We start from the raw sequence: 26,978 nt of genomic DNA on the forward strand, positions 1-26,978 counted from the left end.
TGAGGACTTCCCCACTAGGAATTTATCTTCCTAGTGGGGGAATTTAATTATACCCAATACATAGTTGATTGATTTAAAACGATAAAAAATTCACCAACTTCTTTGAGAGAAAATATCTGTTCTTAATTTTGAGATAGGTTTTTCTGAAAAATTTCCTGTGTTGAGATCTGTCCCGTAAATTAAATCAATCATTTCATTTTTATTAAATAAATCTCCATATTTATCTAAGTACTCGTCAATTTGACTGTCATTAAACATGATGGCTTTTAATAGTATATCTTGTGCATCCTTAGTGTGAAAAGAATATTTATCATCTAATCTCAGTACATCAATATTCCTCTCCATTCTTTTATCCAGGGGCTTTAGATTGATTTCCAGAAATTCAGGATCAAAAATCCCTTGTGCTGCCTTTAGTTTATATTCAAACTTTATCATATTATCTATATCATTTTCGTAGGGCGATACAGAAATGCCCTGATTATGTTTTATATGATTACAACTATAACAAACGGGTATAAGGTTATAAAAAGATAGAGCTAAGAAAGGATATTTGTCTTTCGGGAAAAAATGATCGAATTGACAAGTTCGACGATGGCCTTTACTTCCATATGTAATTGAATTGATATAGTTACGATTACAATAGGGACAGGTATTTACCCCGAGAATTTTGGCTAATTCTAAAGAATTGTAGTGGTTACTCCCTAGGTAGCTATCTTTAGGTGAAAAATTGTTTTTATAAACTCGTACCAACTTGTATAAGAAATCAGGATACTTTTTTTGTTTGTATTTATTCTTAATCTTTCTCAATGTTGGAACATCTGCTAATAACACTGTTTTAAAGCTAATGTTAAAATGGTTTTTCTTAAACCAATTATCAATTTCTTTATAATAATTTATTCCTTTGTATTTTTTATTAAGGTGTTCTTTAACTGCCTCGTAATGTTTATGGGCTATGGAGTCTAAATCCTCATTTTTGATTGATATCATTTTCTTCTTTTTTTCAGCTCCTTTAATTTTTTTTCGTAACGCAATATTTCTTGTTCTATCGGATCTTCTGTTAAATGTGGTATTAACATATCATGTAATTTTTTCCTTAAGACCGGTTCGCCGATAAGTTCAATTATATGTAGAGTTTCGTTTATCTCCTGCTCCTCCAACTTATCACCATTAAGTTTCTCAATAATCCTATTATCAATAATTTCAGAAGCGAATTCACCAATGGTTGACTCTAAAAAGAATTTATTGAATAGAAGTTTGTGGATATTATTGGCGAAGGTTTCCTCACCATTTTCCTTTACAATGATGTCCCCATTGTGGTAATCCAAAGGAATGACATTTTTACTGGGTAAGTCTGATGATAAGAAAGGCGAGTGTGTAGATAATATGATTTGATAACGTTGATTCTTGTTCAGGGTTACCTCTTCTATAAAGTGAAATAATTCATTCATGAGCCTCCTGCACCATTCAGGATGCATAAAAGAATCCGGTTCATCTAATAAAATGATCATATCCCCGCTATCTGCTTGTGTAGAATAAATGGATGTAAAAAGATTTAAAAATGTTTCTTCACCTGCACTCAGATGTCCAGTGGATATACTTATTTTAAAGTCATCTATAAAATTAGAGTTAAGTTTATCTAACCATTGAAGAAATGAAGAGAACGGTTTGTTTTCTGCAAACATGGGTATTTCTATTCCTTTCATAGTGAAATACTCTTCATTCAATGTAATGAGATTAGATATATAATGGTTAAACTTTTCTAAGAAATTCGAAGAAAGACTAAGCTTCTTTCCTACATCAAGTTCTACAAATAACTCCCTGAAAAGTTCGACTAATGACCTCAAAATTTCTTCACCAGACAAGCTTGTATCTATGTTTTTCACCTTATGTTCCAAGAGGAAATGGCCGCTATTCTCCTTAGTATTTGTTTGCCTATAGCTCTTATTTTCATTGGATGCCCTTGTAATATATAAAATCAAGACTTTTAATACATATCCAATTAAGTATGTATATTTAATTCCTATCCTTTTTATCATGTTGGGATTCTGTAGGAACTCTACAATTTGCCTCAGATCCTTAAATACTTTTGTAAATCCAAGGTTATCTTGTATGGAAAACATAGTTTTCTCGATATTATTAAATAGTTTATTACTCTCTCCTTCCCTCTTTTTTAGGTATTTAATAAGTGAATATTTATGGTAGTAACCAATTCGGTTGATATTAACAATTTTTCTAGACACCAAAATATTACTCGGTTGCTCATAATCCATTGCGCTAGAATAAAAAGTGTTTTTTAAGTAGATGATGGATGTTTCGGATGCCTCTTTTGGTCGATTCGATAATAGCTTGTTATCTTTTCCATTTCTCTCAAAGAAACAGGATAGATAAATATCCTCATGCTGCACACTTGTTTCAAAATCTCCTAATAAGTTCACTTTATTCATTAATGCTTCGCTATTTCCTTCTATATAGTATGTATCATCTTCAACATGATAGATCATAAAATACGAAGATTTTCGTTCATCTTCGTCGTCTAAGCTTTTTCTATTAATGGATAGTAGGTCCAAAATTCTCGTTTTACCTGTCCCATTCTTTCCTATCAACAAAGAAACATCAGATATATAATCTGGAAGAATTACAACACATTTGGGCTGTTTTGTAATAAGAAAGTGTATCTTCCCATTAACAACTTCAATAGTCACATCGTGCGTACTAGATAAATTTAATTTTAAGTTGTTTATTCCTCTGAAATTTTCAATATAACAATATATTAACTTCATTCTGTTTCAACCTTTCTAACATTTATAATTAAGGGTAGTAAACGATTATTCTATAGTACTATATTATCAATGTATTGGTAAATTTACACAGGATTAATATTAATAATTGACACTTAGCTACTTATTATATTGAACTTACAGATGCTTGAAAAGCATGGGAAGCATGCGGGCGTAAAATGCCTCCTTGCATGATAATTCCTTATACTGGGAGCTGTTTAAATGCTTATCATGGATAACATAACTATAATCCCAGGGATGGTTGGCTTCTTATAGATTTTAAGGGTATTCTTTATAAATATTGTGTATGTGGGTAATGAGTTGAAAATCATCACTTAGGCTGGAAACCTGGTTTGGATCCCAATCAGTTACACAGAGACAGAGAAGGAAGCGATAAGAATGAAATAAAAAATTATTGGACTAGCTAAGAGTACAAATTTATTGGACCGAGCTTGATGACAAAGTAAGGGTTAGAGCAATGGCATTTTTTTTTGAAGGGATTGTTTTCATGAAGTAACCTTTTAAGAATAATTTTCTTCTCAAGGTGTCTGGAAGTGGATCCCATCGGGGAAATGGAGATCGTGGAGAATATCGTTCCTCATTTAAGGTATAGGAACATAACGTTTTTTGTCGCAGCTTGAACATCATTAGTACCATCGATAGCTGCCACAATAAACATAACTAAGAGTGAAGCTCCAGAAAATAGTAAGTACTTTTTCCACTTACCTGTTTTTCTGATTGCCGATACTAAAGACATAATAGCGTAGATCACAAATCCAAAGAAACCAAGTACACCTATTAGCCACATAATCACACCATCCTTTTTGATCATTACCTATAAGATTACCATTTTTGTAGATATTTTGTAACAAGTCGTTTCCATTCTTAATGAAAGTACAGTGGAATGAATCTACCCTTTTTAAACTTCTCAGCTTCTTGTTTATCACCTTCCTATAACCCCACAACACCATTATTTATATCAATTTCTTCCTAGTCACAGAAGACACTTTTCACTGGCATTGGGGGTCAGACCCCCGAATAATTTTCATTGAGTAACTATTTTAAAAAGAATTCCCTTCCCAGGGTGTCCCATTTCACACTTACTCCCTATATAAACCATGAATAGATCAGAAGGGTGGAAGAGAAGATGAAATCAGGATGTCAGGTAGTGGATCAAATCGGGGAAATGGATATCGTGGGGAATATCGTTCCTCATCTATGGTACAAGAATATTACGTTTTCAAGCGGGAAAGCCCATTTTGTGGCGATTACGTTACTCGCAGATATCGTGTATTGGTACAGACCGACGATGATCAGGGATGACAGCGGGATGATCGTTGGGGCCAGGACGAAATTCAAGGGGGATATGCTGCAGAAGAGCTATCAGGCGTTTGCAGATACATATGGATTCACGAAACGTCAGGTGAAGGATGCCATTGACTTTCTGGTGGAGCATCATTTGCTGGTCCGGGAGTTCCGAACGATCTCGTCTTCGAGCCTTATTTTAAACAATGTGATGTATGTGAAGCCGATCGCCGGGAATGTGAAACGGGTGATGGAGCAACGGTGTAACGTGTCGGACCTCGTTTCCATTTGCCCATCTGTTACGCCGGAACGTACCACGTCATCCACTTCAATGGAAGGTCTGTCACCTCAAGAGGAAGGGTCTCCTGAGGTGGGAGTGGGGACGTATACAGAGAGTACTTCAAAGAATTCTTCAGAAAATCAGGAAGAGGAACAAGGCGCTGGCGAATGTCCTTTCACTTTTTTCAAAGAGAATGAATTCGGCAGGCCGGGGTCTTATATGAAGGAGAAAATCAGATTCTGGTGTGAAAGGCTTTCCGACAGTCTTGTGGTCGAAGCCATGAAGCGTGCGGTAGAGCGGGGGAAGCATTACTGGAGCTATTGTGAAGCGATTCTTGTGAAGTGGGAAATGCTGCACGTACAGGATGTACAGGATGCGAGGGAGAAAGAAAGTCGGCTCATGGCTGAGAAAAGTTCAAGACGGAAATGGTTTACAGAAGAGAGAGTAAAGCCATTACAGAAAAGTCCTAATGATGAGCTTGAAAGATGGTGGGACGAGTTTGAAGCATCCCTTGATTCTGAATCGGGTGATGTGAAATGAAAATAAATGAAAAAAATGTATTCGATGGTGTCCTCCTGAACCAGATTTCTGTATATAAGGGGTGAAGGAGGAGATGAACATGGATCAAACAGTGTGGATAAAGGAAGATATGGTGGATCATGAGGTGTATCGAAACCCGGCGGACTTAAGGGTGTATGTGTGGATTCTGCTTCATGCAGGACAGGATGGTACGTATATTCACGGAAGTAGCAGGATGTTACATGACATGAGTGAGTCGCTTTGGTATTACAATGGGAAGAAGCTGGATTGGTATTCGAGGGAGTGGATCAGGGATTGTCTCGTGAGGTTGGAGGGGTATGGGTTGATACGGAATATTGAGGATGGGGTTGTGGTGACGTATCGGGATGGGGAAGGACCTCCTGGGAGTTAAGTAAACGTTTGTAATTTGTCTAGTTAATGACAAAATTATTTATGTACCTAGTTTCATATAAGTAAAAAAAGCCACCCATTCAGGGTGGCCCTACTTACTAGGGGGCATGCTTTGCTTTACTTTCAATGGTTATTTGATCATTTACTAGAAGTGATTACATCTAAGTTCAAATTAAACATCGCGATTTTTTCAACAATTTCTTTTCATTTATAAACAGTTGCCCTCCTTCCATTTGGAAATTGAATATATAATTTTAAAAAATATAGTACCCTGATTGGGGTCTCGGCGCATCAGCGACCGAAACCCTTCAACACGAGCGCTAAAAGGAATCCCCAAGAAGCACTAACGAGTACATTCTCTGCCATGGCAAAGCCATAATCCTGCGGAAAGTTAAAGTCGACATCGATGTGAAACACTAAGGTTATGTAACCCCGCAGTAAGAAAAGTAAAGCCCATAATACTAAAATTCCGAAACCTAACATCATTTTCCCATTGAAATTTGTCATCGCAAATTCCCCCTATTTAGTAAGTAGTAAGCTGGTACAAACGACCTACCTATAGGTGGGCCTCCAAGCCCTAGTTAAATTCTACCATATGATTCTAGCTAAATGAATAAAATATATATAATACGAAAAATAAGTGGTAATTCATTAGGCAGTAATGACCTGTTCTAAATGAGAGGTTCAAAGCTTTTATTCAGGTTATTAAGAAGTTGTTCCTTTTAAAGCCCTCTTATTTAGGACTACCCTTTTATCCTGCAAATCCACTGAATAACCCCGCGAATAAAATAAGACTAAGGAATAATTTTAACCCTTTTTTCATCATTCTCTCCTTCTTTTCATAATAATCGATATAAAGAACCTGTCCAAATCCATAATAAAGTAGAACGCCTTCATTGTTGACAGTTATTCATCATTGTCAAAAGCTAATATATTAATCAATAGAAGAACATCCTTTGAAAAAAGGGAATGTTGCGTTAATAAAAATTGCTTGGAATTATCGATTTGTTTACCACAGGTGTAAGCATGTTAATAACCTTCTTCCTAGGTCCTTGAAGTACCAAATAATTGATCCCTACCTCTGTACCCCATCTAAATGATAAAAAATATGCTTAAAAGAATATATTTTGAAGATTTTTACAGTAAAACAGTTCTTTCGACATAGTATTTGCTTCATTAGGTATTATATCCTAATATTCTCCATTTTTTGTAAATTCTAAATTATGATACTATTTCGTTGAACAAGGCCTTGGATCAAAAATACATATTAAGTAAAAGGAGGCTGGATAAAATGAAAAACCCTGCACTTGATTTACAAAGTTTAACCATTAAGGAAGCGAAGAGCGGCCCCCCTACTGGCGGCAGCAGTAGTAGTAGTAGTTCTTCTGGTTTTGTTAATAGTAGTTTAAGTATTCTATGTGGATGAGATCTGTAAATTCCAGATATATATAGTAAAGGAGACTGGTTAAAATGAGAAACCCCGCACTTGATTTGCAAAGTTTAACTATTAAGGAAGCAAAGAGTGGCCCGCCTACTGGCGGCAGCAGTAGCAGCAGCAGTAGTTCTTCTGGTTTTCAAAATAGCAGTTTAAGTATTCTATGTGGATAAGATCTGCAAATTCGAGAGACATATAGAGTAAAGGAGGCTGGATAAAATGAGAAACCCTGCACTTGATTTGCAAAGTTTAACCATAAAGGAAGCAAAGAGTGGCCCGCCTACTGGCGGCAGCAGTAGCAGCAGTAGTAGTTCTTCTGGTTTTCAAAATAGCAGTTTAAGTATTCTATGTGGATAAGATCTGCAAATTCGAGAGACATATAGAGTAAAGGAGGCTGGATAAAATGAGAAACCCTGCACTTGATTTGCAAAGTTTAACCATAAAGGAAGCAAAGAGTGGCCCTCCTACTGGCGGCAGCAGCAGCAGTAGTAGTAGTTCTTCTGGTTTTGTTAATAGTAGTTTAAGCATTTTATGTGGTTAAGATCTGGGAATTCTGAAGACTTTTTAACGTAAAGGAGGCTGGGGGAAAATGAGAAACCCTGCACTTGATTTGCAAAGTTTATCCATTAAGGAATCGAAGAGTGGCCCTCCTACTAGCAGCAGTAGCGGTAGTAGTAGTTCTGGTATAGAGCATAGCAGTTTCAGTATTTTATGTAGTGGCTAAATTATTTAGTTTTTAACGTAATCACTATAAAATTTCAAAAGTTTTGGGGTGAATTTCTTATTAAAAGATTTTATTCACCCCAAATTATTTATTTGGGAGCTAATTACATAGGATAAAAATAGTATCTAAATAAAAATTAAAAGGGAAAATAAAAATATTATGAAGAATAAACTTTTTGATTTAATCACCATTAATTCTAAGATAATATTTGGAATTTGTATTAACATTTTAGGAATAGTTTTCAATACATTAGTGCCGCTTGCAGTTAAAAACTTTATAGACCAAAATTCTAAAGGAAATATAGATTTAAATTGGTCATATATAATTTTCATTTTACTATTATTGCAAGCAATTTTCACTTCAATTGGTACGTTTATGATCACACGGGAAGGTGATAAGCAAATTGCAGATATTAGATTGAAAATAAAAGAACATCTTTTAGAATTGCCAACCAGTTTTTTTGACAATATTAAAAGTGGCGAAATTTCAAGTAGGGTAATAAATGATACCACTTCTCTAAGAAGCTTTTTAACTTTACATATTCCTCAAATGGTCAACGGAGTAATTACAATATCTGTTTCGTTTATTATATTGATGTTATTGGATTGGAAACTGGCAATTTTATTATGTTTGATTTTTCCTTTACATGCTTTAATAGCAATCCCTATAGGAAAGATTAATGAAAAAATTGCAAACCGTACACAAGGTAGTATAAGTAAATTAATAGGTTACACATCAGAGAACCTTAGTAATATTAGAACAATTAAATTAAATAACGCCGAAAAGGGTGTTTATTATAAATTCAAATTAGAAATTAATAATTTATATAGCTTGTCTGTAAAGGCAGACAGAGTTTTTGCTATTACTCAGCCTATTCAGAGAATTTTCGCTATTGCCCTAATAATAGTAGTAATTCTTTATGGAGGTTTTAGAGTTAGTCAAGGGACATTGACAGCAGGAACACTAATCTCTTTTATGATTTTTTTGTTTCAACTTATTGGGCCAATAAATAGTGTAGCAGATTTTTATAATAACTATAAGCAGGCAAAAGGCTCCACTGAAAAGATTTTCTCGATTATTAACACAAGAGTAGAAAATGATGAAAAAGCAAGCTTAAAAATACAATCCATCTTAAAGCCATATAGTTTGTCCTTGAAGAATGCAAACTTTGCATATAATGATCGTGAAATTTTAAAAAATGTAAACATGTCCTTTAATGCCGGAGAAAAAATAGCCATTGTCGGGGCAACTGGGTCAGGGAAGAGTACCATTATAAATTTGATTACTAGATTATATCCATTGAAAAAGGGAATGCTTGATTTAAATCAACAAGATGCAACAGAAATAAAATTAGATAATTGGAGAAGTTTATTTGGTGTCGTATCTCAAGAGAATACAATTTTCACTGGAAGTATTTTGGATAATTTAACTTTTGGTTTGAATTATTTACCTACAGAAGAAAAAATTCAAGAAGCACTAACTGTTGCAAACCTATATGAAGATATTGCAAATTTACCAAATGGTGTACAAACATTAATAGGTGAAAGAGGATTGAAACTTTCGGGTGGGCAAAGACAAAGACTTCAAATTGCGCGTGCATATTTAAAAGATGCTGCTTTTTTAATTTTAGATGAGGCAACTTCTAGTCTAGATTCTTATTCAGAAAAAATAATATCAGATAACTTGAAAAACTACTTGGGTAATAAAACGTTAATTTCAATAGCACATCGACTCTCCACAATAGTTGACGCTGATAGAATTTATTTTTTAGAGAATAATAAAATTAAGGATTTTGGAACTCATTTTGAACTACTACAAAGAGTTCCAAAATATAAGGAATTTGTAGAAGAACAAATAATAAAAACAGAAACTAGTCTAGAAAATGGAACCAGACACAAAATAATATAAAACGAATAGGGTGAAAAAATTGTTAAATGAAATGACAGAGTACCTTAGATATTCAGCTAATAAAGAATCATTATTTTACTCTAAATCTCTTGAAAATACAGAATCCAGAAAACCCTTTGAAATTCCAAAGTTTGACAAAGTGAAATGGGCGGTTTATTCTGATGACTACTGGTCCTATTTTATGTTTAAAGAGAAAGATTTTCCTGATCAAGGATGGAAAATACATATTACAGCTGATCTGGAAGAAGCATCACGTTTGTTGTATGATGTCGCTGAATATTTATTCAGAGAAGAAATTTCATTTAAGTATGTCCCTAATTTTAGAGCTCTAAGTAGTAAAAATGTTAAATATGCTAATAGGGGCGCTTCAGGTAAATTTATAACAGTCTATCCAGAAAACAATGAGGTATTCTACAAACTTTTGAATGATCTAAAAATAGTAACTGAATCTTATAAGTTAGGCCCTTATATTCTAAATGATCAGCAGTGGCAGGGGAGTAATGTATTTTTTAGGTACGGAGGGTTAAAAAGAGTAACAACTGAGTTAAATGGTGAAAAAGTATTAGCTATTAAGAGACCAGATGGCACATATATTCCAGATGAGAGATTACCTTATTATCACTTACCAGATTTCGTGGAAGAACCTGATTTTCTTAAGGAAAATAATACATTTCCTTCACAGGATTTATTTAACAAATTAAAAGATTTTAATATTATTGAAGTCATTCATCATAGTAATGCCGGTGGAGTGTATATAGCAGAATTTAAAGGGAAGAAGGTTATTCTTAAAGAAGGAAGGCATAATGCTGGTACTGATGGGAATGGGAAATGTGCGTTTGAGAGAAACAAAAATGAATATTATAACTTAAAACGCCTTGAAAGTGTAGAAGGAGTGATAAATGCCCACGAATACTTTACGGCTTGGCGTCATAATTATTTTACGGAGGATTTTCATGAAGGCGGTAGTTTAAGAGAATTTATAGCCCGAGAGTTCCCTTTTACTAAATCTAAGGAAAGGACCATGGAATATGCAGATAAATGTATTGATATTATTAAACAATTAGAAAAGGTAATTGAAGAGATACATGAGAAGGGTATTGCTATGGGAGATCTTTCCCTAAATAATATTATGTTATCAGAAGACGATTTGAAAGTAACATTAATAGATTTTGAAGTCGCTACATCACTTGGAAGAAACTTTATACCAACAATCGCTACTCCTGGTTTTATTTCTAGTGAAGCCAACAACTTTATGGAAGCTGATTGGTTTGCTGTTTATCGAATAGCCAGAATGCTCTTTTTACCTATTGTCCCGGTGCATGACATCGCACCACAGATCATCCACATTCATGACAATCAAATCAAAGCCAAATTTGGTGAAAAGATAATAACACTTTTGAAACAAATTGAAAATAAAGTATCAAAGTATACGAACTTACGACCACAATCTCCATTCTTGAATCAAAAATTAAGTGCACCAGCTAAAGAGCTTAGTATTGATAATATTGATTATTTCATAAGCGGATTACAAAAGGGTATTTTAAATAATTTAGAAATTGATTCCATTTCACTCATTAAAGGTAACATTGAACAATATAATAATTCAATTAATAAATATAATATCGCATATGGTTCATTTGGAGTGATACTATCTCTAATACGTTCTGGGGAAAATTTCAATGAAGCAATTAAATTACATTTGAGTGATTGGTTTGATTTAATTATTCCCTATATTGAAAAGGAGTCTGAAGATCCTGAAATCAACCCTGGTCTTTTTCATGGTTTTTCTGGAATAATAACAGTTCTTTACGAGCTAGGGTATAAAGAGAGCGCATTGTTAGTACTGGAGAATATCTTAACGAACTTCAATGAAGATAAAATTGATGCCATGGATGATATTTCAATCTTATCTGGATTGTCAGGAATTGGTTTACTCTATCTATCTTTTTATAAAATTCTAGATGATAATAATACTTTATTAAAAAGTATTAGATTAATTTATAATAAGATAATATCTATTTATAGCAATAATAAAGAGGATGTAAAGTCTGTAGCTGATTTTGGACTTTTAACAGGCTGGTCTGGAGCAGCATTATTTTTAGTTAAATCTAGTTTGGTTTTGGATGAAGGGAATGGAAGAAGTATTGCATTTGAACTATTGGATGAATCTTTTGAGCCTGCCATAGAAAATGAACATAATAGCGATGACTTATTTATTATTGATGAAAGTCGTGGTTTTGAAAGGCTAATACCCTATATCGGCAATGGGTCGAGTGGTATAGCGTTAACTATGTTAGAATTTCAAAAGGAAGATGAAAGCTATTTAAATGATTCCAGAAAAAAAATTCTAGATAGATTTATTGATAGTAATTCTTTATTTTGCTCAGCAAACGGTGGATTTATGAATGGGTATGTGGGTTTATTGCCATTAGCGAATGCTGTAAGCCATTCATCTGGAGATAATAATATGATTAAATCCCTTTTAAATAATTTGAATAATTATTTTGTTAGAAAAGGAAAGGATGAAATACTTTTACCAGGGGACTATGGATTTAAATGTTCAATGGATATTTCAGGAGGGGCAGCAGGTGCATTATTAATTCTAAGTGATGTAAAAAAAGGTGTTTGGGGTTCTTGGCTACCACTTCCATATACAGGTATGGAAATGTTTAATGCTTAACTCGTTAATATATTTATGAATAAAACTTTAATAGAAATTAGATAAATTAATGACAGTATCTGATATGAAGGGAGCATTTAAATGAATCTTTTTCTAAAAGGGTTAATTAGAGGGATAATACTATTTGCTATCTTAATATTAATTTCGTTATGGAATAGGTTCTATGGGGTAGTAGAATATTCAAACATTTTTTTCTTTTATAGTTTAATAGCGTTTTTCTTAGGTGTATCAAGCGTAGTATATGAAATAAGTCAATTGAGTTTTTTAAAGCGAATATTTGTTCATTATATTGTAATGCTTTTTACTGTCTTTCCCATTTTATTATTAAGTGGTTTTTATCAACTAAATTCCTTTGGAGATGTAATAAAAGTATATTTCAACTTTAATGAAGCAGGAATTTTCTTGTTTCTTTCAACATTTCTCATTTTTAAATTGCGTGAAAAAATATATTATATGAGAGTATCTAAATAACGCGAACATGGAAGCCACCTTTCATACTACAGAGTGGATCGTTGTGTATCTAAATAGTATGTATCTAATCTACTTTCCCATTTTTTGAACATCATTTAATAGAGATTGATTTTTCTGAATTTTAAATATTTGTAGAAAGGTAGGGAATGTTATGCATTCAAATAAAAAGGAAGAGTTTCCTGAAAAAGAGATAGTAACAGAAAAAAAAGATAATACTCAAAGTAGTAATAAGGTGATAGAGTTATTATTACAGCATGCAAAGGGAAGTTTTGATTAAGAAAGTGAAGCATGGGGCCGGGTATCATTCAACTTCTTAATTTTATATTGGAATGATATTAAAAGGGTAGAATAGGAACTTTCCCATTCTACCCTTGTGCTCTAATCCAGCAACCTTACAAAAAATCCATCCCCCTTATCACTCACCTTCACCACTGCAGCCTTTAACTTCCCTTCCACATCCATTCCCGTTCCTTCAGGGATGAAGAAGTGTTCGATTCCATAGGTGATCTGAACGTGATTGTCCCAGGAGCTTGTTACTTTTCCGTTCAGGAGGACATCCCCGGATTTTGTTTCATATGGCGTATGCCATTTTCCGTTAAATCGGTAAACACCTGCATATTCATGGGTACCCTGTTCATTTTTACGTAACACGATGGTGATTGGCCCATTGTCATCAATGGACGTGTCTTCAAGCTGAGAAATCGCGTAGTTTAACTCGACATAGTCACCCTGCAGAAGAGATCTCGGATCGACAGGTTGAAGATCCAGTATGATTGTTTCCCCGTTTTGCAAAAGAGATTCGTTTGAATAGACCTGATACCCGATCCATCCCCCTTGAAGGAATACGATGAGGAGGATCCTAAGCTTCTTTCCTGCAAGAATGGAGTGTGAGGACTGTTCAGGTCCGGTCTTTCTGTCCAGGTAAACAGCCACCGCAAGGAATAGGACACCCAATACGGCCATGAGTAGGGATTTGTGGACGAGCTTCCATGCCAGGTCGTAATACAGCTGGACGAGTAGCAGGAACCAGAAGATCAGGGACGAAATCCAGTAGAAGGTACGGTCCTGTTTTTTGAATAGGTAGACTGCCCCCGTTGTGATCAGGAAAAACAGAGAATTATAGACGACATGAAGCATGGTCGAAAGATCGATAGCCGTTAGCCAGAAGAACGTAAGGAACCCAATAAGGAATGCTCCATATTGGAGGACATGCTTTTGATAAGTACCAAGGTACACGGTCGTGTTCAAGAGTACCATCACCAAAAGAAGAGGATGTAAGCTAAGTTCCATCGTCCCGCCAAGAAAGATCCCCACGTTACATTGAAATAGAACATAGAATACAAGCTTCGCAGCGGCTCGCTTCTCCAAATAAAACACAAAGGCCAGAACGAAGAACATCACAAACGAAAAGTCATCAACGCTACTGGCGATCATCCCGATGACGATGCCGGTCATCATGAGGGAATACTTGGCGGGGGACGGCCAGCTCGTGAGCGTACTTGGAATAACAAGCAGGACCGTGGCGAATAGGAATAACCCGACCATCGAGACATCAACCATTAAGAGAGAAAGCAGACCGAAAACGGACGCCACGATGAAAACAGAGGCGATGGTTGTGACGCTTGCGACCAAGATAGTCTTCGTCCAGTGACGGGATGAGGCATGCTTACGTAAATAGTTCACTAGGAAAACACTCCCCGTTAACAAAAGAACAGCGGCAAACAGGAGTCCGACAAAGAAAAGGCTGGATACATACCGGGCCATCAGTTCGAACATTTTGATGATGATGAAGCCTGTTCCGAACATGGAAAGAAGGATGAAGATGGATGTGTCTTTATGAAAGTATCTGTACAATCCCATTGCTAGAATGACAATATAAAACAGGCTGAAGAAAACGGCATATTCGTTATCAAATGCTGTGACCATGAAAAGAAGGTTGGCTGAAATCAGGCTCAGGTACAGGAGCGTCTTGGATGCGATGTAGCCTTTTTTAACGATGATAAATAAGAGAGTGTTCACGATTCCTACGCCAAACGCCATCCACGTGTGGGCGAGTGTCCAGTGCCCAAAGGGAGTTGAAGGGAAGAGGTAGAAATAAATCGTCAAATGGAGGAGGATATGTGTTAATGCGTAGAACCCACTGTACCTTGTGTACAAGCTAAAGAGGAATGCCGGAATGGACCAGACAAGAAATAGCAGATAACTGTCCGCATGGGAATTGTACAGCTGTCCGAGTAACGCAACGGACAAGCCGAAGGAAATCACCCCGCTAACCAAGAGCCAGTTCGATAAGAAATGGGCATCCTTTACCACACGGTCCACCACAAAAGCAGCCCCATAAAACAACACAATCAACATCCCCGCCAAAGCCACCTTCTCAAGCCGGGAAAACACCTGCCAATTAGAAGCAAAAAAATAAAGTGCACTTGCCAGTACAAACACAACCCCGAATAAATACGTCAGTGAAATCACTTTTTTCATATATTTCACCCCTTTTTTAGTTTATATTTTATTATATGAGGGTCGAGAGGGATATAGGCATATGAGATGGGACACGGGGACAGGTACCCTGTCCCACATTCTTGGTTGTCTGGGACAGGGTACCTGTCCCTATGTCCCATCAGTTAAAATTCATCCTGAAAGAGTGGAAGTAATGAAAAAGAATTTTACTTATACGTGTAGTGTCATCATCATTTTATGTGCAGCTATTTTTTTTCTGTTTGAAGAATCTGATATAGCTGGTATAGCTTTAGGGGTCTGTTTTTTCACTCAGGCTGCCCTCACCATCAGCTTTTTTGTTGAAGAAGAATAGGCAATGGTATGGAATCAGGCAGGGTCTATTTGCTTGGCTATTTCCTCAATTTTGGGTATGAGAAAGGAAACGTAAGGCTCATCTTTTCGTATTTCAAACATATGCAGGGCATGTCGAAAGTAAGGAAGTGCCTGCGCATATTCCTTTTTCAACTCGAAGTTGTAGCCGATTTGATAATGAAGCTCACCGAGTCCCCAAAGAAGCTCTTCTTCAAAGCACCATTTAATGGCTTTGAGACAGTAGTCTGTTGACTCTTCAAGTTCTCCTAAACGTGTAAGGACTCTGGCTGTACTGTAATATATTTTGGTTTTGATCGATTTATCCTGCAGTTGTCCGGTTGTATTCATGGCGGCTATGACTTTTTTATAGTAAGTAAGAGCCTCTTCATATTGCTGCATATTGTAAAGAATGGCTCCATTGCTTGAAAGGATTTCCATTTCTCTTTCGGACATGGCCTTTTTCTGATTGGCGGTCAGTCGGTAGGCTTGATCGAAGAGGGAAAAGGCGGCTTCGGCATCCCGCTTGACCTCAAACTGAAAGATTCCTTTGTGCCAATAAAGAAGCTGGAGAAGATCATTGTCTTTATAAAAAAGGGGATTTTTCTCTTCTATCCTGACTAATTCCATCATCTCTTCATATTTTCGATACACTCTCAAATACCTCAGTTGTTTCTCCACTTCCATAATGTAATCCAGACGAGGCGTGGTCCCGATTTCAAAGAAATAGTTGACGTCCACTCCCAATTTGACCGAGATTTGGTATAAAGCGGTGGCACTTGGATAGATGTCCCCTTTTTCTATTCGGCTGATCAGCGCCTGAGTGCAGATTCCTTCTGCCAGATCTCCTTGAGTGATACCGACAACCTTCCTTAATTCTCTGATCTTTGTTCCGATTACTGAATAATCCATGGGGTCACCTCCTGGGTATTTTTATATTTTAACAGAATCAATCATAAACTGTGGGCATGTCCAGTAAAGTACGGCATTGTGCTTACACCTTATTTTTTGGGATAAAGCTGTTTCTGAAGGGGGGAGCGCGTTCTTGAGGATGCTCTAAAAAGATAGCGGGCAGAGGTGGAAGCCTTTCCCCCTCTGTCCGCCGGCAACTTATCTGAAATACTCTTTAGGACTAACCGATAAGAATCTGCCTTCTGAAACGGAATTCTTATCCTTGAGCTCTAATTGTAACTGATTCATGATTTTTGATAGTTTGAGAGTCTCTTGTTCTGATATCGTAAACTGCAATCCATATTGATGTACATTGCTTGTGTATTCATTTTTCCAGACGACATGCCCATGGAAGAGCAGGGAGTGACCCAGTACGTCTGTTTCAATATTGATCACTACATCATTTCTGACAGGTAGATGAATCTGTGATAAAAACCTTATTCCTCCAAGGCTCATATCTTCTATTAGAATCTCTGTCTTGCCGAGGTTCACTTTCTTCCCGTTAAATTCGGATATGGTCATATCCGCTTCCAGTGGCTGTTTGAAATTCAATCTGAAGTATTTTCTTCTATTCTTAGTGATACTCTGTTTGGTTGATGGGCTCGGTACAATGACCCTCTTTTTCAGCAATGCGACAAATGCTTGAGGGGAAACTGGCTTACTGAAGAGATATCCCTGAATGAAATCGCAATCCTTTTGTTTCAGGAACTGTAATTGTTCCAGTGTCTCCACACCTTCTGCCACGATGGTGAGTCCTAATCCGTGGGCCATTTGAATTAAGCTTGAAATGATGATTTGATCCTCTGAATCTTCCATAATATGATCAATGAATGATTTGTCTATTTTGATCGTATTTAAATCAAACTTTTTCAAATGAGTGATAGATGAATATCCAACACCAAAGTCATCGAGGGCGATTTTGATACCTTTAGCTCTTATTAGATCGATTGTCGAGAATACGGTGTCTGATGATTGAATGAGAGATGTTTCTGTTAGCTCGAATTCAATAAGTTCCGGTTGTATTCCATAGGCTTGTAGTGAAGAATCGATCACTTCGATAAGATTTCTCTTCAATAACTGTTTGGGAGAAATGTTGATGGATATCGGTACAGGTGCTACCCCTTGTGATTTCCATTCTTGAATCTGAATGCATACTTTATGAATGAGCCATTCACCGATTTCACAAATCAGCTCGCTTTCCTCGGCGATCGGAATAAATTCCCCGGGAGACACCTTTCCCCACTCAGGATGCTGCCATCTGATTAACGCTTCGGCTCCGATCACTTCTCCAGTACCGGCCGCTACCTTGGATTGGTATTCGATATAAAATTCATTATTCGTCAATGCCTGTCTCATATCTTTTTCAAGATGATACACCTTATACGAATTGATATTCATGGAAGGAGTATAGATTTTAAATGTATCCCGTCCCAGGTGTTTTGCGTTATATAATGCCGTATCCGCATTTTTTAATACAGACTTGGTGCTCACGTCAGCGTTCTCCTCAAAAGGATACATGCTTATTCCGATACTGGTGGTGACATGAAGTTCAAATTCTCCGATACTGTACACATTTCTTACTCTGGATGTGATGAGATCTGAAAGTCGGATGGCTTCCTCGACCGTTACATCATATAAAATAATCGCGAACTCATCTCCACCCATTCTGGCAACAAGGTGTTGATCGGGGATGCATTCTTTCAATCTCTTAGAAACAGCGATCAATAATTCATCCCCAATGTCATGGCCGAGCATGTCGTTTATATGTTTGAAGCGATCAAGGTCCAATAGCAAAATGGCGAATTTCAAATCAGAATCCTGCTGATTTATCAACTGTTGAACTTTTACGTCGAACTGTCTTCTGTTCGGTAAGTCTGTTAGGTAATCATGGTAGGCTAGGTGCTGAATTCGACATTCGGCGTTCTTTTCTTCGGTGATATCCCACATGATTCCGTCAATTCTTATTAATTGTCCCTCCTTGTTTATAACAGGGAAGCATTTCGTGTCAGCCCAGCGCACTTCACCAGAACTGTGGACAAACCGATGTTGGATAAAGGCTTTCTTACCCTTAAATAAACCTTGGATGGCTTGAATGACTTCGTTTCGATCTTCAGGATAGAGCAGTTTCTCCCAGTATCCCTTATGGTTGATGACGAAATCCAGGGTATACCCATAGATCTCTTCAAAACCTGTCGAACAGAATAAAACGTTTCTGGACGTGACATCAATGGACCAAATAACTTCTTCAAGGTTGTTATAGATGGTTTCAATTTGCTTCTCTTTTTGAGCCAGCTTTTCTTTCGCTTCAAAGAGATTGGTGACGTCGTAAAACGTTCCAATGATCCGCTCTACCTGCTGAGTTTCACCAAACACCGGCTTTCCCGTAATTTGAACGATACGTTGTTCTCCGTCCATTCGAAAGATGCGGGAGAAGTGGGAAAAGTTCTTCCCGTTCTCGATCGTATTCGTCATCGCACCGACACATTCCTCCACATCTTCCGGATGCAACAGCTCCAGATATTCCTCAAAAGAAGGGGCGGTTGCCGTTTCTTCATCCATTCCAAATATTCGAAACAACTGCTTGGACCAGAATCCTTCATCTTCTATTAAATTGTATTCCCAGCTCCCGATATTCGCTATTTCCTGTGCTTCATTGAAGCTTCTTTGAACATGTTGGATGCTATCCTCGTATTTCTCCAACAATGTTATATCTTTAAGAATGATGGTTACACTATCCACGTCTTCTTCAGATACATTCGGTATTAACGTAACAAAAGCTTTGATTTGAATGCCGTCTTCGTTATAAATGAATGAATTGAATTGAACCAGATCCCCCGAAAAAGCAGCATCCAGTTTTGAGGTGAAATCATCTGCAAATCCTTCAGGGACGAGGTCATAAGGGAAATCATATCCCTTTTCTTTATATCCGGTTAAGGTAATGAATGACTCATTCGCTTCCACGATCTCTCTATTGGATGACAACGTAAAGACCCCATCAGGATAACGATTATACAATTCCTTTTTAGATTTAATCGATTCTTTCAGTTTCTCTTCATTCGTCATGTCTTTCGCAATGACTAAAATACCGCAAACCTTCTTTTCAACCAAACACGGTGAGGCGGTTACGTATAGCTTAAAGGTTTGGGATTTCTTATTTAACAATGAAAGGGTTGTGACCTGATGCTTCCCTTTTGTTGTTTGATTGAATTTTTTCATCATTTCTTCTAAATATGCCTCATCAATATAGGGAATAAAGGATTTATGTAGAACCTCCTCTTCTTTCACCCCTAATAATTTTTCACCGGATTTGTTTACGGCTAAAAAATTCCCTTCAGTATCTAATAGAAATGTAGCATCTATATTCGCCATGAACACATCATGAAGATAGTCTTTATTCATATCAAGCGTATCAAGCAGCGCGTTGCTCCTGTCTTTCTTTAATAATGATTTAATAGGGTTCAAGTCCATCACCTCAATTGAATATTGAACGATACCGTCCGTTTACTAAAATACCATAATATAACTTTAAAGATAAAAAATCACTGGGAAATTTAGTATGGTATGTCTATGAAAGCATAGGGACTGTTCTGATGTCTTGTATTGTTCGAATGAATAAAAAAACCTATTGGATGATCACCTTTCAGTGACCATTCTATAGGTTCTCGTTAGAATCATGAAACTATCTCCCAAGCCATCCCCCATCAACGGCAGCTAAATGTCCATGAACATAATTCGAAGCTGCGGAAGCCAAGTAAACGACGGTTCCCTTGAAATCATCCGGCTCACCCCATCGATCGGCTGGAATTCGATCAAGAATCTGTTTACTTCTGACCGGATCTTCAATGAGAGCGGTATTCATATCTGTAGCAATATAGCCTGGGACAATTGCGTTCACATTCACACCCTCTTTTGCCCATTCATTGGAGAGGGCTTTCGTGAGTTGTGCCACTCCACCCTTTGCTGCAGCATAAGCCGGGACGGTTAATCCTCCTTGGTAAGAGAGAAGGGAGGCGGTATTGATGATTTTACCTCCTCCTTGCGCCACCATGTGACGACCTGCTTCCTGACATAATAGCCAGACCACCTTTAGATTGATATTCAGCACGTCATCCCAATCGGATTCTGGGAAATCGACGGAAGGAGACCGACGTTGAATACCTGCGTTGTTTACTAAAATATCAATCTTTCCATACGATGAAATTACATGGGGTATCGCTGCTTTGACCTCTTCTACCTTTTCAAGGTCACAAGGAATAATGGAACATTTTCTACCAAGCTGTTCGATTTCTTCCTTTACACCAGTCTGTTCCGGATTCCGTTGAAGTAAGGCGATATCGGCTCCGGCTTCTGCGAGGGCTAATGCCATTGATTTGCCGATACCCCGCGTTGCGCCTGTTATGGCCGCTACTTTTCCAGTAAGATCAAATAAGTTTAGTGTCATATGTATCTCTCCTTCTCCCATCTTATTACAAGTCCATTATGACAAATGCAAGACCTTTTGAATAGGAATGACCTATTGATGGATGATACTAACCTTTTCTTAAAAAGAAAAATCCCCCCTCCTTTAATATAAGAAGGGGGGTCTCAACTAACCTCGGGTCAGGAGAAATAACATAATGGCGATGATCAAGTAAAAGAGTATTTTCTCATTTCCTTTACTCTTTTTTTCAATGATGACATATAAAGAAATAGCTATAGTAATGGATTCTAATAGATGAAGAAGCATTTCCAATCATCTTCTTTCGAGATATTTTTGGAGACAGACCCCGCTCAGCTTTGCTACTAATTTTGTACCCTGTAACCTATTTATCATTAGGATACTCATAAGTGATATTATTAAAGTTATATCATAAATCTCCCACGCTACCTAAAGCTTCATTTTGTTAATTTGAGTACATTTCCTTCCATAAGAATGATAGATTCTAATTGTGGGTTTTAAGTAAGGATTACCATAATCATTAGCTTAATCAGTATTCACTAGTTTCACCTGTTACTGTAGAAAGATTTTTTACATTGGGTCAGCCCCCGACCTTAAAATTGATTGGAGTAAGTATTTGTACACATTAATTAATTACGTTCCGACTCAAATATTTGGACTAATAACATTTATGGTTGCAGTTTATCTAACAATAATAATGGTAAGGCAAAAGAACTTTGAATATGTGTTCAGTAAGTTAATAATCTTAGTATTTTTCTATAGTATATCGATCACTTGTTTTATTCCTAATCTGGATATAAGTTGGGGCATTTTTGCATACGTTTCGTGCCCAAGCTTTATCTACGTGGTTGTTGCATTGCCAATAATTAAATGGCTCAATTCTAATTAGATCGACCTATCTCAATTAGTTAATCGGGTATAATGAAATTTAGAAGCTCTGATTAAGAGATTCAATGGGCTTTGGATATTCGAAGCTACTAGCAGATGGATTAATTTTCTCAAGGGACATAGGAGGAGTTCAATGAGCTACAAATCAAAGTCATTATTTGTATTGTTGCTTTCTATCGTAACACTTTTATTGTCAGGCTGTTTCAATTCACACTATGATGGAGTGATTGGGGCTAAGAATGATGAATTTCATAGGGTATTAGTCATACAAAATGTCTCTAATGGCTTGATAGAAGATAAAGAAATTGGAGAAATCATTAAAATAGCTCAAGAACATGATGGTATATGGTTTGGAGTTCAAAAGGAAACATACGAAAACCTGAATATAGGTGATGAAGTTAAAGTTGAGTATTCGGAAAATAGTGATACTGCAGCTTCTGATCCTCCTATAATGGGTGCAAAGGATATTAAGGTATTGAAATAAAAGAGCCAGAGGGACAGGTCTCTTGGCTCCTTTTCCGGTATGACCGTGCCTGTTTTTGTCCCACTTGGTATTTTGGCCAAGGGACCTGTACCCGTGGTTTCTCTATTTAAACGAAGCATACCCTTCGTCCGCCATCACCACACTACCATTGATCGCATCCGCTTCTTCCAAGGAAAGAAGGTATACGGCATTAGCCAGTTGCTCAGGCTGAGTCAGTTTATTCCCCATCACTTTCGCCTTCATCGAATCAATGATCCCGTGGTCTTTATAGCCCTGGATAATCGGTGTGTCCACGACCCCAGGTGCGATGCCGACTACTCGGATTCCGTAAGGTGCCAGTTCCAATGCCGCTGATTTCGTCATCATGTTCACGGCTCCTTTAGTGGCATGGTAGGCAAACGTGTTCGGTGATGCGAGGACGCCGAATACAGAAGTCGTATTGATTATGACTCCTTTGATATTCAGTTCCTTCATCTTTTTAGCTGCAGCGAAGATCCCGTACGCGACGCCGTGCTGGTTGATATCGATGATTTTATGATAAGCGTCCATGTTCATGTCTAGAACAGGTGTAGGTGACCCGATTCCGGCATTGTTGAACATGATATCGATTCTTCCGAATTCTTCGACTGTTTTTTCGACTAAGCTGGTAACGTCTTCGTGGTTGGAAACATCCGTTTTAATGAAGATGGCTTCGCCGCCGTTGGAATGGATCATCTCCACCGCCTCATTTCCTAACTCCTCATTGAAGTCCGCAACGACAACCCGGTCTCCTTTTTTAGCAAACTTCAGAGAAGTTTCTCTCCCGATTCCGCTTGCTCCACCTGTAATGACCGCTACTCTTTTCGTCATGTGTATTTCCTCCTTATTTTTACATCTAAATTCATTTTATCATTCACATAAATTTATTATAATTTAATAAAACTAACATTTAGTTAAGTGTAGCTTAAGGAGGGACGGACCTTGAATATCGAACAGTTGGAGCATGTGGCAGAGGTGACAAGGGCAGGGGCGCTCACGAAGGCCGCGGAGCATTTGCATGTGAGTGCGTCGGCCGTGAGCCAGTCCATCAGTAAGCTTGAGCAGGAGCTGGGCGTCCAGATCTTTACCCGTAATCGTCAGGGGACTGCGTTGACTGCTGATGGAAAGAATATTATGAAGAAAGTGGACAATGTCTTGGCTGCCATTGGGGAACTGAAGGAAGAAGCGAACCGGTGCACGGATACCCTTGGCGGGGAGTTGAAGATTGGCATCATCCCCGGTCCCATCAACCTTCTGATTGATGTGGTGTCTGCGTATAAGAAGGATAATCCGAACGTGAAAGTAGAGATTCATGAGATAGGGCCGGTGAAGATTATTGAAGGAGTAGAGAACAACGAGCTGGACATTGGCTTGATTTTAACCTCAGAGACATTCGATGTTCAGCATCATGAACTGGTTGCGGAGGAGCTCATGGAAGGAAAGATGGTGGTGGGTGTTCACGAACATTCTCCTCTAGCTTCATACGACCAGCTTACACCCCAGCAGATCATCAATGAAACGCTGGTCTTGTACAATGATGACTATATTAAACAATTTGCGTTTGATACGTTATCACCTTATGGGCCTCTTGATATCCTTTTTACTACCAATAATATAGAAGCCATTAAAAGGGCAGTCCAAAGTGGGGTGGCGGTGACGCTGGGGATGGATTATTCGTTCAGGGCCAGTGCGCCGTATGCAACGCAACCGATTATTCCAATTGAGATTGAAGGGGGAGGGAAAGATTCTCTTCATCTTGCATTGATCCGGAGGAAGGATAGTGTTCCTTCGCGAAGGGTGAAGGAGTTTATGAAGAGGGTTCGGAGGGAGTTATAGTGGGAGGATACTTGCCATCAGCGATCAAAGGCCCTGTCTATCGATTTCATGAGAAGATTATAGAAAACAACAATATTAAAAGATAGTTCCAATGCTGATCAGGTGTGCCAATAAGCTTCTTGACGAATGGAAGGGTGCTCCGGTCAATGAGGTTGGAGAACGGAATCCGGAAGCAGCATGGCATGGCAATGTTTTAAAAGTCGACAGGAATACGTTCACGGTGCTGGTAAACGATCAGAACCGTTACTCCCCTGTCCTTTACGGGTGAAAGCCAAGGATAGGAAGAAGATTGATGATCTGTTTGTGAAAGCCATTCGCGAAGTGTTTCGATCGGAATCTATCAAAGAAGAAATCATTGAAGACTATCTGGAGTCGTCTTCTGGGCGATAATTGGGTGCATCCCATCGAACTCGATCAATTCCTCTACGACTCCACTGCCAATTACTCCATCTGTATAGAAGGGAAGGGAATGCCGGACCTGAAGATGTGGGGGCAGAACCGGGATTCGATCAATTCCTCTCCATCATCCAAGCCCCCTCACATCCTGAACATTCGGAAATGAAAGAATGGGGAGAAATGCAAGGGTACGAGGAATTAGATATCAAAGAGATCAATTGGCGGCTGAAGATGCTGTAGAGGGACGGGGGGACAGGTACACTGTCCCAAAAATGAAAAAGACGAGGGGGGATTTCCTCCTCGTCTCTTTTATGTTTGTGGGACAAGGAACCTGTCCCTCTGTCCCACTTTAGGAATATTTCCTTTTCATATGGCAACAAAAAACGAACTATGCTTTCTGACGTCTCATCTCATCTATCTTCTTCCCAACAATGTCTCTATGCACTGTATGATTCCGAAGTTCAAACATATGAAAGGCCCGTTGCATATAGAAAAGGGCATTTTCCACGTCATTCATCAGTTCATAGTTATAGCCGATTTGATAATGAAGCTCACCGATTCCCCATAAAAGTTCTTCTGCAAAACACCACTTGATCGCTTTCAGGCAATAATCAATAGATTCTTCAAACCTTCCACAGCGAGTCAAGACCCTGGATATCATATAAAATAATTTTGTTTTGATCACCTTGTCATGTAATTGTACTGTTGTTTTCATGGCGTTCTCTACCTGGTGATAATAATCGAGTGCTTCGTCATATTGCTCGTGCACAGCATGAATGGTACCAGTAGATGAAAGGATTTGCATTTCTATTTCGGACATGGCCTTCTTAGTGTTGGCGGTCAGATGATACGCTTTGTGTAAAAGGGTAATGGCCGATTCGAATTCCTTTTTCTCTTCATGTAGGTAGATCGCTTTATGCCAGTAGAGTAACTGAAGCTTCTCATTATCTTTATAGAAAAGAGGATTTTTTTCCTCCATTTTCACTACTTCCATCATTCCTTTATAATCCCATGTGTTTCTGAAGTATTTCAATTGCCTCTCGACTTCCCGAATATAGTCCAGCCTGGGCGTTGTCCCGATTTCAAAGAAATAATTGATGTCGACCCCAAGCTTAACGGCAATTTGATAAAGAGCGGTGGCACTTGGATAAATGTCTCCCTTTTCAATTCGGCTGATGAGAGCCTGGGTACAGATCCCTTCTGCCAGTTCTCCTTGTGTGATCCCTACCACTTTTCTCATTTCCTTTATTTTGGTTCCGATTACGGAGTAGTCCATGGATGCACCTCCTAATGCTCTTTATTGAATAGTTTACCATGAGTCAAGTGGGCCAAGGGGGCAGGTGTTCCTTGGCACCAAAGTGAAAAAAACGAGGGGAAGAATACCCTCGTTTTGATATAAGTTGACCTGTCCCTCTGCTCTTAAAAATGAATTGACATCAATATGAAGATAGCAGAAGCACTGGTTGTGATACATAGTAGATAGATAATCATGACTGCCTGGACTTGCGACAAACCGTAGCTCAGCAGTCGATGGTGCAAGTGGAGCTTGTCCGCATGAAAGATCGACCGGCCCTGCTGGATTCGTTTTAAGAAAACAAACAGTGTATCAAATATTGGTATCGCCAATATCAACAAAGGAATGTTGATGGTGATGACCGTGATGGTCTTCATGGCCCCGATAATGGAAATGGCTCCAATCATGAATCCAAATAGTGTAGATCCCGTATCCCCCATAATGATTTTCGCTGGGAAAAAGTTATGAGGTAAGTAGCCGATCGCCACTCCTAACATGAGTGCAGAGAGAAGTGCGGAAACCGGTTGGTTCATTAAGAAAGACGTGATCAGGAACGTGAAGGCGAAGATTCCGGCCATTCCGCCTGCCAATCCGTCCAGTCCATCCATGAAGTTGATGACATTGATGATGAAGATGATCCAGACCATGGTGAACAGCTTACCAAGAATCGGTGAAAGCTCCATATAGCCTACTACAGGAATATCAATCTGCGATACGTAATCCCCGAATTGAACGATCAGGAACGCAGCAATGATCTGGACCAGCAGCCTTGGGAATGGAGAGAATTCTTTTGATTTTGTTTTATAGTAATCGTCGATGAATCCGATGGTACTTAGCATCACGACTGCCAGTAGTAAGGCTATGGTTAGATTCGTTGGTAAATAATCAAACCAGCGTAGTACCAGAATGCCGATGAGGGTAACGACGGTAAACACGGCCCCTGCAAGCATAGGCAGAGGTTTCTTGTGCACTTTTCGGTTGTTGGGATTATCGACAAAATTGATCTTGATCGCGAAGGGGATAATGAACTTGACCCCTATGTACGTCACGATGGACGTTAAGAGAACGATTATCAGGGATAATGTAATCATTTCGATAGGTGCTCCTTTGTTAAAGTAGGATCTCTAGTAAACTTTCAATTGGTCATTTTCATTCAGTATATTACATAGAGTGAGGATTTTCTACATTTTGTCAAAATATATTTTATGGGACAGGGGGACAGGTACGTTGTCCCAGGTTGCTGGTCTTTCGTTCAATTGTGGGACGAGGAACCTGTCCCTCCGTCCCAAAACAAAGAGGCTGGGACAAAACTAGTCTCTAATAGAAAAAAAGGTGAATTTGAGCGTGCTCAAATT

Annotated in this window: 23 protein-coding genes and 1 pseudogene; 13 read left to right on the forward strand and 11 right to left on the reverse strand. The window is 38.1% G+C overall.

What is annotated here, in order from left to right; all coding sequences use genetic code 11:
• Positions 1-90: 90 nt before the first annotated feature.
• The 3 genes from SLH55_RS11795 to SLH55_RS11805 all read right to left on the reverse strand — a co-directional run bounded on the left by SLH55_RS11795 (position 91) and on the right by SLH55_RS11805 (position 3,585).
• On the reverse strand, positions 91-987 hold the full coding sequence (locus SLH55_RS11795; protein ID WP_320323488.1) for an HNH endonuclease: 897 nt from the start codon (positions 985-987) through the stop codon (positions 91-93).
• Positions 984-2,780, reverse strand: a complete 1,797-nt coding sequence (locus SLH55_RS11800) for an AAA family ATPase (protein ID WP_320323489.1) — start codon at positions 2,778-2,780, stop codon at positions 984-986. Before SLH55_RS11800 ends, SLH55_RS11795 begins: the two co-directional genes overlap by 4 nt.
• Before the next feature lie 595 nt (positions 2,781-3,375).
• A complete protein-coding gene (locus SLH55_RS11805) occupies positions 3,376-3,585 on the reverse strand; it encodes a hypothetical protein (protein WP_320323490.1) in 210 nt (69 codons plus the stop codon).
• 339 nt (positions 3,586-3,924) lie between these two features.
• Here SLH55_RS11805 and SLH55_RS11810 point away from each other — a divergent pair, with 339 nt between their 5' ends.
• Positions 3,925-4,902, forward strand: coding sequence for a DnaD domain protein (locus tag SLH55_RS11810; protein WP_320323491.1), 978 nt, complete (start codon positions 3,925-3,927; stop codon positions 4,900-4,902).
• Between the two features lie 79 nt (positions 4,903-4,981).
• On the forward strand, positions 4,982-5,293 hold the full coding sequence (locus SLH55_RS11815) for a hypothetical protein (protein ID WP_320323492.1): 312 nt from the start codon (positions 4,982-4,984) through the stop codon (positions 5,291-5,293).
• A 290-nt stretch (positions 5,294-5,583) separates the two neighbouring features.
• Here the strand turns inward: SLH55_RS11815 and SLH55_RS11820 are convergent, their stop codons facing one another.
• Positions 5,584-5,799: a hypothetical protein gene (locus SLH55_RS11820; protein ID WP_320323493.1), complete on the reverse strand. Its 216-nt coding sequence runs from the start codon at positions 5,797-5,799 to the stop codon at positions 5,584-5,586.
• A 784-nt stretch (positions 5,800-6,583) separates the two neighbouring features.
• Between SLH55_RS11820 and SLH55_RS11825 the strand changes: the two genes are divergently transcribed.
• The 6 genes from SLH55_RS11825 to SLH55_RS11845 all read left to right on the forward strand — a co-directional run bounded on the left by SLH55_RS11825 (position 6,584) and on the right by SLH55_RS11845 (position 12,787).
• Positions 6,584-6,718: a hypothetical protein gene (locus tag SLH55_RS11825; protein WP_320323494.1), complete on the forward strand. Its 135-nt coding sequence runs from the start codon at positions 6,584-6,586 to the stop codon at positions 6,716-6,718.
• A gap of 412 nt (positions 6,719-7,130) precedes the next feature.
• Positions 7,131-7,268, forward strand: a complete 138-nt coding sequence (locus SLH55_RS11830; RefSeq protein ID WP_320323495.1) for a hypothetical protein — start codon at positions 7,131-7,133, stop codon at positions 7,266-7,268.
• Positions 7,269-7,610: 342 nt separating this feature from the next.
• A complete protein-coding gene (locus SLH55_RS11835) occupies positions 7,611-9,359 on the forward strand; it encodes an ABC transporter ATP-binding protein (RefSeq protein WP_320323496.1) in 1,749 nt (582 codons plus the stop codon).
• Positions 9,360-9,378: 19 nt separating this feature from the next.
• A complete protein-coding gene (lanKC, locus tag SLH55_RS11840; RefSeq protein ID WP_320323497.1) occupies positions 9,379-12,039 on the forward strand; it encodes a class III lanthionine synthetase LanKC in 2,661 nt (886 codons plus the stop codon).
• 81 nt (positions 12,040-12,120) lie between these two features.
• On the forward strand, positions 12,121-12,510 hold the full coding sequence (locus SLH55_RS23235; RefSeq protein WP_413787090.1) for a DUF3021 family protein: 390 nt from the start codon (positions 12,121-12,123) through the stop codon (positions 12,508-12,510).
• A gap of 151 nt (positions 12,511-12,661) precedes the next feature.
• On the forward strand, positions 12,662-12,787 hold the full coding sequence (locus SLH55_RS11845) for a hypothetical protein (protein WP_320323498.1): 126 nt from the start codon (positions 12,662-12,664) through the stop codon (positions 12,785-12,787).
• A 101-nt stretch (positions 12,788-12,888) separates the two neighbouring features.
• Here the strand turns inward: SLH55_RS11845 and SLH55_RS11850 are convergent, their stop codons facing one another.
• Positions 12,889-14,991 (reverse strand): GDYXXLXY domain-containing protein, encoded by a 2,103-nt coding sequence (locus SLH55_RS11850; RefSeq protein WP_320323499.1) that lies wholly within the window; start codon positions 14,989-14,991, stop codon positions 12,889-12,891.
• Positions 14,992-15,163: 172 nt separating this feature from the next.
• Between SLH55_RS11850 and SLH55_RS11855 the strand changes: the two genes are divergently transcribed.
• On the forward strand, positions 15,164-15,322 hold the full coding sequence (locus SLH55_RS11855; RefSeq protein ID WP_320323500.1) for a hypothetical protein: 159 nt from the start codon (positions 15,164-15,166) through the stop codon (positions 15,320-15,322).
• Positions 15,323-15,336: 14 nt separating this feature from the next.
• Here SLH55_RS11855 and SLH55_RS11860 read toward each other — a convergent pair whose 3' ends face one another.
• The 3 genes from SLH55_RS11860 to SLH55_RS11870 form a co-directional block, all read right to left on the reverse strand.
• Positions 15,337-16,230, reverse strand: coding sequence for a helix-turn-helix domain-containing protein (locus tag SLH55_RS11860; RefSeq protein ID WP_320323501.1), 894 nt, complete (start codon positions 16,228-16,230; stop codon positions 15,337-15,339).
• A 198-nt stretch (positions 16,231-16,428) separates the two neighbouring features.
• Positions 16,429-19,731 carry an EAL domain-containing protein gene (locus tag SLH55_RS11865; RefSeq protein WP_320323502.1) on the reverse strand — a complete coding sequence of 1,101 codons (3,303 nt, stop codon included), beginning with the start codon at positions 19,729-19,731 and terminating at the stop codon, positions 16,429-16,431.
• 217 nt (positions 19,732-19,948) lie between these two features.
• On the reverse strand, positions 19,949-20,710 hold the full coding sequence (locus SLH55_RS11870; protein ID WP_320323503.1) for an SDR family oxidoreductase: 762 nt from the start codon (positions 20,708-20,710) through the stop codon (positions 19,949-19,951).
• A 1,018-nt stretch (positions 20,711-21,728) separates the two neighbouring features.
• Here SLH55_RS11870 and SLH55_RS11875 point away from each other — a divergent pair.
• A complete protein-coding gene (locus tag SLH55_RS11875) occupies positions 21,729-22,079 on the forward strand; it encodes a DUF3221 domain-containing protein (RefSeq protein WP_320323504.1) in 351 nt (116 codons plus the stop codon).
• A gap of 102 nt (positions 22,080-22,181) precedes the next feature.
• Here the strand turns inward: SLH55_RS11875 and SLH55_RS11880 are convergent, their stop codons facing one another.
• Positions 22,182-22,928, reverse strand: coding sequence for an SDR family oxidoreductase (locus SLH55_RS11880; protein WP_320323505.1), 747 nt, complete (start codon positions 22,926-22,928; stop codon positions 22,182-22,184).
• Positions 22,929-23,039: 111 nt separating this feature from the next.
• On the opposite strand from SLH55_RS11880, the gene SLH55_RS11885 reads away from it, so the two are divergent.
• The 3 genes and pseudogenes from SLH55_RS11885 to SLH55_RS23245 all read left to right on the forward strand — a co-directional run bounded on the left by SLH55_RS11885 (position 23,040) and on the right by SLH55_RS23245 (position 24,569).
• On the forward strand, positions 23,040-23,933 hold the full coding sequence (locus SLH55_RS11885; protein ID WP_320323506.1) for a LysR family transcriptional regulator: 894 nt from the start codon (positions 23,040-23,042) through the stop codon (positions 23,931-23,933).
• A gap of 91 nt (positions 23,934-24,024) precedes the next feature.
• Positions 24,025-24,323: pseudogene (locus SLH55_RS23240) on the forward strand (DUF6933 domain-containing protein).
• A 96-nt stretch (positions 24,324-24,419) separates the two neighbouring features.
• Entirely contained in the window at positions 24,420-24,569 is a 150-nt protein-coding gene (locus tag SLH55_RS23245) for an IS1096 element passenger TnpR family protein (RefSeq protein WP_413787091.1), read from the forward strand.
• A 148-nt stretch (positions 24,570-24,717) separates the two neighbouring features.
• Here the strand turns inward: SLH55_RS23245 and SLH55_RS11900 are convergent, their stop codons facing one another.
• Together SLH55_RS11900 and SLH55_RS11905 are read right to left on the reverse strand one after the other, a co-directional pair.
• The gene (locus SLH55_RS11900; RefSeq protein ID WP_320323509.1) at positions 24,718-25,605 is read right to left on the reverse strand and encodes a helix-turn-helix transcriptional regulator; all 888 of its coding nucleotides are present in this window, start codon (positions 25,603-25,605) and stop codon (positions 24,718-24,720) included.
• A 143-nt stretch (positions 25,606-25,748) separates the two neighbouring features.
• Complete coding sequence (locus SLH55_RS11905; protein WP_320323510.1) at positions 25,749-26,714, reverse strand: MraY family glycosyltransferase; 966 nt, start codon at positions 26,712-26,714, stop codon at positions 25,749-25,751.
• Positions 26,715-26,978 lie beyond the last annotated feature (264 nt).

This window comes from Rossellomorea sp. YZS02, assembly GCF_033963925.1.
In the GTDB taxonomy this organism is placed as follows: Bacteria; Bacillota; Bacilli; order Bacillales; family Bacillaceae_B; genus Rossellomorea.

What these genes read in the sequence shown, in the direction of transcription:
- SLH55_RS11795 (WP_320323488.1), bottom strand. Translation starts at nt 987, where the DNA reads ATGATATCAATCAAAAATGAGGATTTAGACTCCATAGCCCATAAACAT.
- SLH55_RS11800 (WP_320323489.1), bottom strand. Translation starts at nt 2,780, where the DNA reads ATGAAGTTAATATATTGTTATATTGAAAATTTCAGAGGAATAAACAAC.
- SLH55_RS11805 (WP_320323490.1), bottom strand. Translation starts at nt 3,585, where the DNA reads ATGTGGCTAATAGGTGTACTTGGTTTCTTTGGATTTGTGATCTACGCT.
- SLH55_RS11810 (WP_320323491.1), top strand. Translation starts at nt 3,925, where the DNA reads ATGAAATCAGGATGTCAGGTAGTGGATCAAATCGGGGAAATGGATATC.
- SLH55_RS11815 (WP_320323492.1), top strand. Translation starts at nt 4,982, where the DNA reads ATGGATCAAACAGTGTGGATAAAGGAAGATATGGTGGATCATGAGGTG.
- SLH55_RS11820 (WP_320323493.1), bottom strand. Translation starts at nt 5,799, where the DNA reads ATGACAAATTTCAATGGGAAAATGATGTTAGGTTTCGGAATTTTAGTA.
- SLH55_RS11825 (WP_320323494.1), top strand. Translation starts at nt 6,584, where the DNA reads ATGAAAAACCCTGCACTTGATTTACAAAGTTTAACCATTAAGGAAGCG.
- SLH55_RS11830 (WP_320323495.1), top strand. Translation starts at nt 7,131, where the DNA reads ATGAGAAACCCTGCACTTGATTTGCAAAGTTTAACCATAAAGGAAGCA.
- SLH55_RS11835 (WP_320323496.1), top strand. Translation starts at nt 7,611, where the DNA reads ATGAAGAATAAACTTTTTGATTTAATCACCATTAATTCTAAGATAATA.
- SLH55_RS23235 (WP_413787090.1), top strand. Translation starts at nt 12,121, where the DNA reads ATGAATCTTTTTCTAAAAGGGTTAATTAGAGGGATAATACTATTTGCT.
- SLH55_RS11845 (WP_320323498.1), top strand. Translation starts at nt 12,662, where the DNA reads ATGCATTCAAATAAAAAGGAAGAGTTTCCTGAAAAAGAGATAGTAACA.
- SLH55_RS11850 (WP_320323499.1), bottom strand. Translation starts at nt 14,991, where the DNA reads ATGAAAAAAGTGATTTCACTGACGTATTTATTCGGGGTTGTGTTTGTA.
- SLH55_RS11855 (WP_320323500.1), top strand. Translation starts at nt 15,164, where the DNA reads ATGAAAAAGAATTTTACTTATACGTGTAGTGTCATCATCATTTTATGT.
- SLH55_RS11860 (WP_320323501.1), bottom strand. Translation starts at nt 16,230, where the DNA reads ATGGATTATTCAGTAATCGGAACAAAGATCAGAGAATTAAGGAAGGTT.
- SLH55_RS11870 (WP_320323503.1), bottom strand. Translation starts at nt 20,710, where the DNA reads ATGACACTAAACTTATTTGATCTTACTGGAAAAGTAGCGGCCATAACA.
- SLH55_RS11875 (WP_320323504.1), top strand. Translation starts at nt 21,729, where the DNA reads ATGAGCTACAAATCAAAGTCATTATTTGTATTGTTGCTTTCTATCGTA.
- SLH55_RS11880 (WP_320323505.1), bottom strand. Translation starts at nt 22,928, where the DNA reads ATGACGAAAAGAGTAGCGGTCATTACAGGTGGAGCAAGCGGAATCGGG.
- SLH55_RS11900 (WP_320323509.1), bottom strand. Translation starts at nt 25,605, where the DNA reads ATGGACTACTCCGTAATCGGAACCAAAATAAAGGAAATGAGAAAAGTG.
- SLH55_RS11905 (WP_320323510.1), bottom strand. Translation starts at nt 26,714, where the DNA reads ATGATTACATTATCCCTGATAATCGTTCTCTTAACGTCCATCGTGACG.